Source organism: Microcystis sp. M109S1, assembly GCF_020247025.1.
Taxonomy (GTDB): Bacteria; Cyanobacteriota; Cyanobacteriia; order Cyanobacteriales; family Microcystaceae; genus Microcystis.
Window position 1 is genome coordinate 1 of sequence record NZ_JADBRW010000436.1, and the last position, 13,856, is coordinate 13,856.

5 protein-coding genes and 1 pseudogene are annotated in these 13,856 nt (G+C 39.0%); 1 reads left to right on the forward strand and 5 read right to left on the reverse strand.

Features of this window, described 5'->3' with window-relative positions:
• Window positions 1–146 precede the first annotated feature (146 nt).
• From IM322_RS21455 to IM322_RS21475, 5 genes are all read right to left on the reverse strand, one after another.
• Complete coding sequence (locus IM322_RS21455; protein ID WP_287672056.1) at window positions 147–1,703, reverse strand: PfaD family polyunsaturated fatty acid/polyketide biosynthesis protein; 1,557 nt, start codon at window positions 1,701–1,703, stop codon at window positions 147–149.
• Window positions 1,704–1,785: 82 nt separating this feature from the next.
• Window positions 1,786–6,789, reverse strand: a complete 5,004-nt coding sequence (locus IM322_RS21460; protein WP_287672055.1) for a short-chain dehydrogenase — start codon at window positions 6,787–6,789, stop codon at window positions 1,786–1,788.
• 45 nt (window positions 6,790–6,834) lie between these two features.
• Window positions 6,835–8,592: an SDR family NAD(P)-dependent oxidoreductase gene (locus IM322_RS21465; protein WP_287672054.1), complete on the reverse strand. Its 1,758-nt coding sequence runs from the start codon at window positions 8,590–8,592 to the stop codon at window positions 6,835–6,837.
• A 170-nt stretch (window positions 8,593–8,762) separates the two neighbouring features.
• A complete protein-coding gene (locus tag IM322_RS21470; RefSeq protein WP_045359215.1) occupies window positions 8,763–9,482 on the reverse strand; it encodes a Rossmann-fold NAD(P)-binding domain-containing protein in 720 nt (239 codons plus the stop codon).
• Window positions 9,483–9,538: 56 nt separating this feature from the next.
• Window positions 9,539–13,360 (reverse strand): beta-ketoacyl synthase N-terminal-like domain-containing protein, encoded by a 3,822-nt coding sequence (locus tag IM322_RS21475; protein ID WP_287672053.1) that lies wholly within the window; start codon window positions 13,358–13,360, stop codon window positions 9,539–9,541.
• A gap of 356 nt (window positions 13,361–13,716) precedes the next feature.
• On the opposite strand from IM322_RS21475, the pseudogene IM322_RS21480 reads away from it, so the two are divergent.
• Window positions 13,717–13,856, forward strand: a pseudogene (locus IM322_RS21480) (transposase); the annotation flags it as partial.

A 13,856-nucleotide genomic window follows, 5' to 3' on the forward strand; every position in this document is an offset into this window, starting at 1 on the left:
ATAATTCATCGGCCAACCGTCCGCCTACATCTCCGAAACGGGGTAGTAAGCTAAACGGCGCTTAACCTGCATGATCCAATAGCTATAACCCTTTTGGAGTCTATATCGGTGATCCGAAGTAAAAGCCGTTTAGCTTAAGAGGGTTTTTAAAGGGGAGTGGGACGATAAAAATGATAGTGGGACGGAAGATTAACCCCCTGTAACTTCAGACTTTGCAGACGATAGAGATAAGCTGCACCGCGCATGATGTGCATAGCTACATCCACCACTTTGCGATTTTCGGAAAATTCTAAATAAGTTCCTCGAACCCAATCGTTAAATGAACCCATCGCCGGACCACACCAAATTTGATAATCCATGGTTCGTTGTGGCTGTCCACTGGTTGCCCAACGAGAAGAAAGCCCTAAATACCAGCGAAAAATTAAAGCCATTTTCCGTTTAGGATTATTATTCGCTCGTTCAATTTGTTCGGGATCTCGCTCTTGAAAATAAGCAACGGTTTCTTGCCAAACTGCCTCTAATGGTTTTTGGAAAATTTGCTTTTCTATGGTTTGACGAACCTCGGTCGGAATGGCATCAATTCCCTCATAAGTTTGATACAAATCATATAATTTTTGCGCGCGCATGGGGAATAAACTTCCCCGTTTTAAGAGTTGAACTTTCACCCCCATTTCAAACATATCAGCACAAGGGGCCATTACCACATCGGCCATTGCTGCTTGGGCTAATAATTGTTTGGTATGTTCAGATGTTCCCGCTTCAATACAAGCATGATTCACCGAACCCGTCACAATGTAACTCGCTCCCATCATAAAGGCTGCTAAAGCTGATTCTGGGGTACTAATGCCACCGGCCGCCCCCACTCTAATAGAACGCTCATACTGATATTGTTGTTGAATCTCATTGCGTAAGGCAATAATAGAAGGGAGAAGGCAAACCAAAGAACGATTATCTGTGTGACCACCAGAGTCAGCTTCAACGGTTATATCATCGGCTAAAGGAACTTTTTCAGCTAAAGTTGCTTGTAAGGCTGTAATTTGTCCTTGTTCAACTAAAGCTTTCAGCAGTTTAGGGGGAGCAGGTTTTAAGAATTTCTGAGCAACTTCAGTCCGAGAAATTTTGGCAATGATCTTATTTTGGGTTTCAATATCGCCTTGAGAATTTAGATGTAATCCTGATGCTCGGTAACGGACAATATGGGGGGTTAAATCCAGGTAAGCAGAGGCTTCAACAGTTCTTACCCCATATTTGAGGTAAAGTTCCACTGAACCCCGTTCTAGGGCTTCCTCTGAGGGGCTATGGATTAAATTGAAGGCATATCGTCCATTGGGTAAAGCTTCTTGAATGGTGTGAATGGCTTTTTCAACCCGTTGGGGAACTAACCCAGCTGCCCCAAAACTGGCTAAAAATCCGGCTTTTCCCAAAGAAATGACTAAATCTTCGGAAGCAATGCCCCCAGCCATTGCACCGGCTGCATAAGCATAGTCTAACCCATGAAAGTCACAAAAAGCGCGATCGCCTAATTGTTGGGGTGATAGGGCATTAATCATGCTATGGGGCAGTATATCAGCATTAGGTTGGTGAGAAAGTCCTATCTGGTTATTTTTCCAATATACATAACAAGGTTGCTCTAAATTGCCTAATTTTTCTCGAATTCCTTCACTATCAAAGGAGATAGACGTTGTAAGGGGAGTGGTAAGCATGAGGTTTATTTCTCGATTATTGTTGACTTGAAACTGAGGGAAAGAGATGGGTGCTAACTGATAACTGTTTACTGTTTACTATTTACTGTTCATTGTCTAATAGACACAAGGCGATGTCTTTAATTTCGTAAATTCTTAAGTCTTCTTTCCAAAGACTGGCATCTCCGATAATTGTGATTACATCATCTTCGACTCGAATATCGGAAATATGCACTTCTAAAGACATTAAACGATTTTCGGGTGTAATTTGTCCTCGATATTTCCATGTAATTTGATGATTAATGGCTTGACCAAAGCGAGGATTTTTGAAAGATTTGCCTAAGTCTAATTGCAGCGCATAAGTTTGCATAGCTTGAAGAATAGACTCAACGCCTAATGCACCAGGCATCACCGGATCTTGATAGAAATGGAAGGGAAAATACCAATCTTCGGGAGTAATTGATTGGCTGGCATAAATATATCCTTTTTGATACTTACCCCCATCTTGAATTAAGAAAACTTTTTCGATAAAATCAAGATAATTTTGAGAAAGACGATAGTGGGGTTTTTCAGGATTTACTGAATAGAAGTTTTCGTGAGTTAAGGAATCTTGTAAATTAATTTCCTGTACGGTTAAATCGGATAAATTATTCAGTTGATACCAAGGTTTAAGACGTTTTCCGCCATCAAGTCCCACTTGATTCGCTAACACGGCTGTGCTAAAGTCTCCAAAGACCATATTTCCCCGATAAAAAGGTTCACCTTCACAAGATAATTCAAACTCAAACTTTTGAATAATTGCCCCTTGAATAGCGGTAGTAGAAAGGAGACGAACTTTATCCGTAATGGTTTTATTACGGAGGTCAATTTCTTTGAGAATTGTCCCCTGTCCATCTAAATTACGAAAATGAAGATCATCTTCTGGGAATAATAAAGTTGCTCCCATATAAACCCCTAAGAAAATACAAGGTTGACCTGCAATTTCAATGTAAGTACAGTAGGGCAAAGTGGGATAGGCATTATGGTTATAAAACCAAGCATTTTCTTTGACATCAAATTCGGTAATAATTTCCGATGGTTTTTGCAATTCATGACGTTTACCTTCGATGTCTAATACCCGACTGACTAACTGAAACTCCCCATTAGGTAAACGAACCGATTGACGATTTTCATAAATATCGAATTCTGATCCCAAACAAGCAGCCACCGATCCTTTAGCAAAGGTTTTTAATTGGTTTTCATTAAATAAAACTGATGGCTGTTTTGATAATTGGGAAATATGGGGGAATGTTACTGACTCAATGGGTTGGAATATACTGGGAATGGTAGCTGTTTTTTCTACCAGTTGAACACCAATATTTTTAATACTAGCAATGGTTTTTCCGCCAAAAATAACATCCACATTAGCCAGAAGATAAGGTTGAGGAGAAAGTCCAATTTCTAACACCTCCATTTGATACATTAAAGTTCCATGTTGGGGAGTCACTTGTCCCCGAAAACGGGCTGCTTGGGTTTGATTAGGAATCACCTGAAAACGAGCATCTTTCGTGTGAGTTTGTAACCCTAACCATAAACAATAAAATTGCACCAGTTGGATACTTCCTTCAATCATTAAATTCCCCGGTAAAGTGGGGTCATTTTTAAAATGACAAGAATAATACCAGTCCTCAGGGGTGATCTGTTTTGATCCCACTGCTAACCCTAGTCCAGCTATTCCTCCTTGAGGATTTACCATCATCACTTTCTCTAACATTAAGAGTTTTTCTGGGGGTAATCTGAGGGAAGAATTTAAGCCATTTTGTTGATAGATTTTCCCTAAACAAGCCTCAATATTTCCTTGACTTAGATTAAGAAGTTCTTCTTTTTTAAAGAATGACTTAGAACAGGTTAAAAGAGGAATAAACTGTTGTTTTTTAATCAAGTTTCGTTCTTTTTCTTCAGCCTCTTTTAGCACAATTCCCTGTCCTTTTTCTAATTCTTCATCAGAAAAGAGTCCAGCACAACCGTCATGAAATTTCATCCAAACTTGATCGCCAATTAACACCTCTCCTTGGAAGAAAATTAATAAGCTATCATCAGTTTTAACCGAAGATGTGATCTTAACTCGACACCGTAACAACTTAACGTTTTCCGGTTGTTCAAATAAGAAGGTTGCAGATAAATCTAATAAACGGAAAGATCGTTTTCCTTGATTTTCAAAATCTGTCCCGATATAACCTAATAGCATCAGGAGTCCGTGGCCGGCTTCTTGACAAATTCCTACCGTTAATTGACCATCAACTGCATACCAAGCATCTTCTGGTACATCATATTCTGTTTCGATGAAACCTGATTTATAATCACCTAATTTTCCTTCTAATTGAGTCACCCGACTGACAAACAAAAAGGGAGGAGACGGCATTCTGACTCGTTGGGTATAATGATCAATGGGTTCATATTCTTGACCAAAAACCTTAGAGACTTTACCTTCAATAAATTCGAGGATCTCAGGTTGATCAAATAAACAAGGTTTAACGGTTTTAGGATGAGAAGAAATAACGCTTGTTCTTGAATGATCAACCGTAGAAATGGTTTGAACTTGGGAAAGAAGTTGAGTAGAAGAAGCGACTAAAACAGCGACTTTTTGAGAAGCAGTATTTTCTCGAATAATTGAATTTTGTAGCTCAGTTTGGGGTTCAATATTAGCTTTGGGTGCTGTGGTTAACACTGTCTTAAAAATCGCCTCTAATGTTTCTGCTTCATCTGTTAAATAAAGAGGGGATAAGTCTAGTTCTACCCCATGACTGACTAATTGTGCTAACATCTTAATAATGGTCGCTAAATCATCAGCACCTCGACGATTAATACACAATGCAAGATGCTCTTTTTGACCAAGAGTTTCTGATATCCAACGAGAACAACTTCCTCCTGATCCTAATTCTAGAAAGATTTTCACTCCGTCTTGATAAGTGCGTTCAATTAAGCGAGGAAAATCTAACATTTTACACATTCCTTGACTTAAATGATCACCAATTTTCTCTTGTTCTAAGGTCAGAGAATCATAATGAGAAGAGGAATAAAAAATAGTATCAGGTGGTGTTCCCATTGTCACAGTATTTAGCTTAAGAAACTCATTGTATTCTGATTGCATAACTTCACAATGTAAAACCATATCAGAAGGCGAACGAAACCGATCACATTGTAATTTTTCAATCACCCGTAAACAACCTTGAGAATCTCCTGCGATCGCAACTTCTTGAGGGGTATTAATATGAGTTAAATAAACCTTACTTTCTGTTTTTAAACATTCTTGAACTGCTTCAGCTGTAGCCATTAAAACATAACTACTCCATGAATTTTCATCTATCGGTTGACCCCAATATTCTGCAACGGCTTGTTTAGCTCCCATTAAACGGGTATGAAATAGGGGAGAAGAATGAACAAATTGACTTCCTTGATCCGCATTTGACCACACTCCTAATGAATACATCATGGTACTTTCTCCCATGCTATAACCGAAGGCGGCATCAGGTTTAATTTTAAAATATTTCTGCATAATTTCGGTGAATAAAACTGCAAAACCTGTTCCCGTTTCTAAGAGAGATAAAGGGTTAGCAATGAATTGAGTTTCTAGGGTTTCTAAGTCTTGTTTAGAAAGGGGAGATTGACGGCGAGGATAAAGAGAGTTTGCTTGAAAAAAGGTAGCAGGATCACTAATTAAACTCTCTGCTCTATCCCATAATTTAGGGAATAATTGAAAAAGATTTCTTCCCATTCCTAAATAGGAGTTAAAAGCACCAGGATAAACAAAAGCGACTTTACCCACTTTTCCTAACCGTTTAGGGGTAAAATAACTTCCTTGGGGACTTTTCCAAGGCTTTCCTGTATGAAAGGCTTTATCAATTCCTTTTTTAGCCTGTTTAATTTCCTTTTGCAAAGCTTCTTTGTTATTCCCAACAATTGCTACAACATAAGGAGATTGAGAATTCTGTTGAAACTGAATAAAATTCTCTTTGGCAAGATGGGGTAAGGAGAAACTGTTTTCAATACTCTGGGTTAAGTTATCAAGCTGACTGTGTAAAGATGAACTATCATTTCCAGCGAGGGGAAATAGATAAAATGACGCATAGGGTAAATAGCCATTATCGGGTGTACTTTGAGGAGTTGCTTCCGATAAAATTAAATGACTATAAGTATTGTTTTGAGTGACTAAATTAAGCGCAGCATAGCGTTTTTTTTGTCCTTTTTCAAGAAACCAAGGCAGTGATACATCAGGTAGATAAAAAGGACTATTTTGCCATTCTTGAGTAAGATTAGAAGTTAAAAGTTGAGCGGAAGCAGGAAGATAACGATTTTTTAAGCAAAGTGCTGTTTTAATTAAGCTAATTAAATCTTCAGTTATCCCTAAGTTATTATTATTCTCTTGGACTGTTGCGACTGCACAAGTTAGGTTATTATGATTAGCATAATAAGCTTCTAATAACCCTTGATCTATCTCTGTTGAGGAAACAGCTAAATAACCAATATCTGAGGGGTGAATCTTAGCATTTTCAAATGCTTGCTGACAACTTTGTTTAATCGCAACTGATGGAGAAGATAAGGGGTTAACTATTTTACTAAAGCTATCAATAATCCCGTAAAAAAGCGTACTATTATTGTTTTGGATTGTTTCATAATCTTTGAGGATTAAAGCTCCGCCAATAATAGACTCAGAATTCCTATTAAGCGCACTAATAATAACTGTATCAACTTCTTTGGCAGTTAAGAGAATTTGGGCTAATTCGAGAGACTTTAATAAAGAATCAGAACCTTGGGTTAATTGAAAGGTAACAATGGAACAATTCCATAATCTTTCCAATTGATAACTAATATTTTTAAGCTCAGTTTCTTGATGGTTGCTAATATTATTAGCAGTAATTAAAGCGACTTTTTTTCCTATCTTACAAGTACAATCTTTTAACCCTTGATCAGACATCTTTGATAAGATAGACCAAGAATGATCACTAATCGGTTGGTTAGAATAATCAAGGGAGTTTCCTTGATAAATTAAAGCTGATAGTTGTTGACTGGTTAACAGTTGATTAAAGAAGCCACTTAAGCCAGCGATCGCTAATTTGGACGGTTTCATAATATCTCCTGTGAAAATGTAAATAGGGTATCAATTGAGAAAAAATTACAAGCAAACGGTATTCGATGAATTCACCGTATTTTTAAGAAACAAAACATTAAGACAAGAACTCAAAGTAACCTCCATATTAGTTGCTTCTAAATAAATTTTACCTTGAGAATGATAAGATAGTGCATTAGCAATTACCTTAGTATCACTATGTTCATTAATGGATAATTTTATCCAAAATTCTTGATTAAAAGGGAGGGAACTAAACTGCTTAAGCTCATTTAGTTTTAGGGGTAAACTACCCGAATTGTATTGTTTTCTGACCCAAACTAAAAGACATTGAAACAAGAGATCAGCCGTATAAGAATTAAAGGATTGAACGCTAAACTGTCCTTGATCTTGTGTAGAAATTGGAGGTAAGTAACAGTTAAAAAGAAGTTCGTTTTTATTAATTTCTAAGATTTTCTTAATTCCTTGAAATCTGGGCTGATGAAACAGAACTCCTTCTTGATAGGGTTGTAAATTAAGGGAAGGTTCCGTAACAGGCTGAATACTTTCGTCAAGTTTTCTCTCAGCTATTACTTGTTTAGTAATATTAATAATCGCCCGATAATGATAAAGGGGAATTCCTTTAGCGGTTTCACTCCAAATTAAGGCTTCAAATTTAATTTCATCTTCTGTTTTCTCAACTTCAGTCAGATCCAAACAATACAAATTAGCTAAACTTTTATCAAAGACAACTCCTTTAAGCACTTGATAGTTATGACAACTTAAAAAATGATATCCTGTGTAAAGTTGTTCACAACTATTAGTGATCCATGCTAACGCACACATCGCAGGCAAAACTGCATTTCCCCCAATGACATGATCATAAACAAAAGGGTTTCCTTGTAACGTCAACCGACGATATAAACGGTAACTATGCTTTTGCGGTGTAACCAGTTTAGGAGAAGGAGAAATAGGGTTACTCATGACAATAATTTGAGGGGTTTTAGCTTTAGTTTGTGTTAATTCTTCTGCTAACATTTGCGCCCCTGTTTGTTGAGGAATGACCTTAATATTTTGCTGCTCAAATAACTGTTTAAGCTGTGGTGTCACCATTCCTCCATCCCAAGGACCCCACCCAATAGAAACAACATGACAGTTAGGATATTTTTGTTGAAGTAAATAAGCATATTTGTTCAAAATTTCGTTAGCTAAAGAATAGTCAGATTGACCGACATTGCCATAAAATGAAACAAAAGAAGAAAATAAAGCAATAAATTTTAATCGGTTAACTTCTACCGAACCTAATAAACTATTTAACCCATCAATTTTGACACTATAAACCTTATCAAAATCCTGTTCAGTTTTGTTTTCAATTAATTTATCGGCTAACGTTCCCGCACCATGAATAATGCCCGTAATCTGTCCCCAACGTTGAATAATCGGTCTTAAAGTTGCTTTTAGTTGCTGTGAATCGGTAACATTAACACTGCAATACTCGGCTTTTCCTCCTACTTTTTCAATCTCTGATAAGGTTTGCTTAATTTCACGACTTTGACAGAGTTGTTGATACAGTGCTTGAACTTTTTTCGGAGTTGGTTTTTCATTTTGAGTTGTTAAATGTTGCATAATTTGCTTCTTTAACTCAGACTCATCTTGACAAGAAAGACTCCATTCAGGTTCAGGATCTAAAATTTGCGAACGACCTAATAAAATAAATTTACAATGATATTGTTGCGCCAAATAGATAACGCATTGAGCCGTAATTCCTCGGCCACCACCACTGACAATAACCACAGAAGATGAATTAAGTTGAGTATCATTAATCATGGGGAAAATACCTTGTTAGTTGATAGTTGATAGTTAATAGTTAATAGTTAATAGTTAGTAGAGACTAGCTAAAAATCGTAATTTAGACCGCAATTCATCTAAATAACTATAATTATGTAGGGGCGCAAGCCTTGCGCCCAGCTAATTTTATTCTAACTATTAACTTTTGCCTATTTACTGCTAAAAGAAGCTAATTCACAAGTCAAAGTCATTCGACCTTTTGGAGTATAACCTACCTCTTGAATTAAGCTATTAGGATCATGTAATTCAGCTAAAACAATTTGAGCCGTTGTCATTTCATCTAAGTCGGGACTAATATCTAGAGCGCGACAGAAGACCGATTCCCACTCTAGATTTAAGGTTTTCGTTAAGCCAAATAAACCGCCACTAATAGGGCTAAATTCTCGTTTTCCACTGAGACCAAATTCTCCATCTAAACGGGTTAAGCTGAGAAAACAACTGCGTCCTTGACTGGCCGCTTGCGTCAGAGAAGATTTAAGATGTTTGGCTAGTAAAAACACTTGTTTAACAATCGCTTGATCGGTGTTAATTGAAGTCTCTTGATCTTGATTAAACCCCTGAGAGAGAGGATGTAAATGAATAAATGTGCCGATCAGTCCACAAGTTTTAAATATATCTCCCAATTGTGCTTGTAAATGTTCTTCACTTAAATGATTGAGAACAAAATGTCGAACCCCCGCAGGAAGAGAAGAACGCACAGGAATAAGGAATTGAGGGAAACTGAGAACCACAACTTGCCAGCCTTGGTTTAGCAAACTTTGAGCAACTTGGGCAGTAGTAGATGAACCATCATCGGTCACCAAACAGGTTTGATCAGGGGTTGAGGGAAAATCCCAATAATCAGGTGCAGCAAGGGGCTTCAGTTTCATTTGATAACGTCCAATATCACCGTGTTTTCGATGGTTAGACTGGGTAGAGGTAACAACTAAGCTATTTTTTTTTCTGTCACCATCATTTTCTCCCTCAAATACTGAACAATGTGGGCTAGGGTACGTTTTTCTGCTAACGCTTCAGGGCTAAGTTTGGGCAACCCAGAGAAAGCTTCTTGCAGACTTCCCATGATTTCTACCCGTTTGATCGAGTCAATGCCTAAATCTGCCTCTAAATCCATTTCTAATGCCAACATTTCCGTAGGATAGCCTGTTTTTTCACTGACAACCTCTAATAAGGCTTGACTCAGTGCATCATCTTGAATGGAGTCTAAAGAAGGTTCGCTCACTCCTGACACAGGTTCAGGTGTAGAGATGGGTGCAATGGGTTGACGAGGTTCTAAATAGTTGACAATGGGGGAAATGTGAACGGGTTCAGGTTCGGGAGTCCGTAAGGGTTGAGGTGCAGTGTTTAAAGGTTGAGGTTCTAGAGTCCGTAAGGGCTGAGGTTCAGACTTAAAAGGAGCAGGATCAGGAAAACTAAAAGAGGAAACCTCTGAATTTGGCCGATCAAATTTTGAATTCTCCGAAGAAGCAGCAGGAGTAGAGAGTTCGTCAATTTGAGCAACTACTGTTATCTCTTTTTGTTTTAATAACTGCAACACTGATTGAAAACTCTGGGATTGATGTTTAATGTACTCTTCGTGAACCTTGGCAAGACCCTGTTGATATTGGTAGAATGCTTGTAAAATAGGGTTGATGTTGTTAGAAATAGCGTTGTTCATAGTCATGGTTACAGTTTGATCTTGAGAAACAATAGATAAATTGAGTGTTGGAATTTCCTCTGAAAGAGGCTGAGAATCAGAAGGATAAGGGTTGACGGAAGGAATAGAGGCTAAAATTTCCTCGTTTTCCGACCCTTTCACTTCCTCACACTTAGATTCAACCGTTTGGGAATCAACTGACGGTTCTATTTCCGCAGGTGAATCAGGTTGTAATGCAGCTCCGATCAAAGCTTGGGTTTTATCGCTGATGTAGTTGGTTGCATTCAGCTTAAGGGTCATACCTTTGCGTTTGCTTGAGGAAGTCTTCACCGTCAAAGCTGCATTTTCCAGATCGTTTAACGGTAAACCTAAAACTCGAAGCTGCATTACTCCTTGTGACAGTTGAATATCACTGTCCTTTTGCCGACTGGGGTTGAGCGCAATGGCCAGATGAGGGCGATCGCCTAAGATCTGTTTAACTAAGTTAGTGAGAATTTGGCGCGGTCCAATTTCCACAAAGCAATATCCGCCTTGAGCATAAATATTTTCAATTTGTTGGACAAACTGAACCGAATTCAACAACTGAGCTTCTAAAAGCTGACGCATCCCTGATAAATCTTTGGGATAAGGGGCCGCCGTCACATTAGCATAAACCGGAAGTTGGGGCGCATGAAACGTCACTTGATCCAACGCTTTCCCAAAGGGTTGACTAGCATGACGTACTAAAGAAGTATGAAAAGCAGCAGACACGGGTAAAGGCGTAACCTGATAGCCTTGAGAGCTTAAAATCTTCTCAATAGTGGCAATTTCTGAGGCTAATCCCGATAATACCACCTGTTCAGGTGCATTATAGTTAGCAATCTGCACATTGGCCATTCCTTCAACCCATTGCGCTATCTGAGATACTTTCCCAGTCACCGCTAACATGGCCCCTTGAGGGGTGGCTCCTTTCGGTGCGGCCATGGACTGGCCTCTAGCTTGGATCAAGTAATAATAATCGTCGTCTGTGAAAACGCCCGCGGACCAGAGTGCGGTTAATTCCCCAAAACTGTGACCGGCCACAAAATTTGGCTTAAATCCCGTCTTTTGCAACGTTTTATACAGTCCTACACTGAAAGCCCCGATCGCAGGTTGAGCATTTTCCGTCCGTTGCAGTAAAGAGGTTTGCCGTTTTTCGTCCACCTCGTTAAAGGTAGGAATCGGAAATACTCCTGCTGAAAGGGGCGTTAAACCCGCTTTAGCTCTCAATGTATCCAATTTTTGATAAGCGGTTTGGATTTCTGGGAAATTTAGGGCAATTTCTCGACCCATATTCAGGTATTGAGAACCTTGGCCGGGGAACAGTGCTACGACTTTTCCCTCCAGTAATAACCCCGTCTTACGGTAATAAATACCTTGGGGATGTTCCCATGCCTCTGCTTGAGGCTGTTTTTGCAACTGTTTAACGGCTGCTTGCAGTAATTTAATAGCTTCAGCCAAGGAAGTCGCGACAAAGCCCACTCTAGCAACCTTTAAGGGAAGTTGAGCCGATTTGCTTTGATTTTGTAGTTCAATATAAACTTGTGACCCTTGGGGAGATTGCAACTGTTCTAGAGCTTTTTGACAAATTTGCCTTAATTCTTCAGGATTTTGACCCCAGAGTAAAATTGATTGGGGACGGTGATGAATTCGATTTTCTCCTTGGGGTAATTTGGGCGTATATTCTTCTAACACCACATGATAATCTGTTCCCCCAAAGCCAAAGGAACTAACCCCAGCCCGTCTCGGTGTCTTTCCTTTGGGCAACCAAGGACGGGTTTCGGTGTTGAGATAAAAAGGCGAGTCTTCAATCTTAAATTTAGGGTTGGGTTCGGTAATATTAATGGTAGCAGGAAGAATTTTATGATGTAAGGCCAAAGTCGTTTTAATTAAACTTGCAGCACCCGCCGCCGCCTTGGTATGACCAATTTGAGATTTGACACTACCCAGAGCAATCGTTTGCTTTTCTGCCTTGTTTTCGCTAAAAACCTCATTCAGGGCTGTAAATTCACAAAAATCTCCTGCTGGTGTTCCAGTACCATGGGCTTCAACTAACCCCAAGGTAGCGGGAGAAAATCCCGCCTCTTGATAGGCGCGCCGTAAGGATCTAACTTGACCTTCAGGACGCGGTGCATAGATACTTTTAAAACGACCATCACTAGCAGTCCCGATGCCTTTAATCACTGCATAGATGCGATCGCCGTCTCGTTCTGCATCCTCAAGCCGTTTAATCACCAGCATTCCCAATCCTTCCCCTACCATCATGCCATCTGAGGTAGCATCAAAGGGATTGAGACAATCTTTCTTAGAAAAAGCCGGAGTTTTGCTAAAACACATATAATTAAGGATGGAATTATCCGTGTCAAAGCCCCCTGTAAGTATCATGTCACAACGGCCTTCGATTAATTCACTGATCGCCATTTTTAAAGCACTTAAGGAACTCGCACAGGCTGCATCCACCACACAATTAGTTCCTCCCAAATCAAAGCGATTAGTAATACGACCTGCTACGACGTTTGGTAACATACCCGGGAAAGAATTTTCTTGCCAAGGCACATAGGCCGCCTTCATATTTTCGATAATTTTGTCGGTTTGTTCTTGAGATAAACCACTTTTTTGGCAAATTTTCTTCCAGAGAGGATATTGCAGACGACTGGTTAAGGGAGTAATGCTTTTCCAGAGGCCGCTTCCTCCTAAAATAACCCCTGTTGTTTCCCGATTAAACTCTTTTCCTTGGCCATAACCCGCATCTTCTAAAGCTTGTTTAGCCATCACTAAACCAAGTAAATGAGCCGAATCTAAAGCTTCTAACGTATCAGGTGGCAGACCAAATTCTAAAGGGTCAAAATCAATTTTAGGCAAAAAGCCCCCCCATTTACCATAGGTCTTATCAGGTGCTTTCGGGTCTGGATCATAGTAATCTTCTAAATTCCAGGCGCTTTCTGGCACTTCAGTGATTCCATTCACTTTACCGAGAATATTTTGCCAATATTCTTGTAAATTCTTGGCTTGAGCAAATAAGGCCGACATTCCAATAATAGCGATCGGTGTTTTTTGTAAAGCAGTTAGGGTAGAGGTTGAGGATTGAGCAGACATTGTAGGTGTGTTCTCCAATCAATAATATAGCAGTCTGTAGCAACAACGAATAGTTCTTAAAGAATGAACGAAGAATTGTTTGATTACCTTTAGTTTCAGTTTAGGCAGAGTTCCCCGTTTATACAATGGATGATCTACTCTCAAAAATGGATGATTTTTAGTAACCGTTCAGGGGGGGACAAAATCTGGTAAGTAGAGTAGTCCATCACGCTCTTTGTAATTTGTAAAGGGAGCATCTCACCTTTGTAACCCCTAAATCAGGTTTTTATGTCAAGCTATTTTGAAAGCCTTGCTAGAAACCAGTTTTATGGATAAGTATAATTACTCACTTGCATAAATGAGATGCTCCCTTTGTAGAATTATTTCCCAATGCTAAAATCATCTATGACCGTTTTCATGTAATGGCTATCATCAATGACGAGCTTAATAAATTGAGAAAGTTAATGGGGGTGCATGAAAAAGGATTACCTCATTTATTATGGAAGAATAAAGAGGA

What these genes read in the sequence shown, in the direction of transcription:
- IM322_RS21470 (WP_045359215.1), bottom strand. Translation starts at nt 9,482, where the DNA reads ATGAAACTGAAGCCCCTTGCTGCACCTGATTATTGGGATTTTCCCTCA.
- IM322_RS21455 (WP_287672056.1), bottom strand. Translation starts at nt 1,703, where the DNA reads ATGCTTACCACTCCCCTTACAACGTCTATCTCCTTTGATAGTGAAGGA.
- IM322_RS21475 (WP_287672053.1), bottom strand. Translation starts at nt 13,360, where the DNA reads ATGTCTGCTCAATCCTCAACCTCTACCCTAACTGCTTTACAAAAAACA.
- IM322_RS21460 (WP_287672055.1), bottom strand. Translation starts at nt 6,789, where the DNA reads ATGAAACCGTCCAAATTAGCGATCGCTGGCTTAAGTGGCTTCTTTAAT.
- IM322_RS21465 (WP_287672054.1), bottom strand. Translation starts at nt 8,592, where the DNA reads ATGATTAATGATACTCAACTTAATTCATCTTCTGTGGTTATTGTCAGT.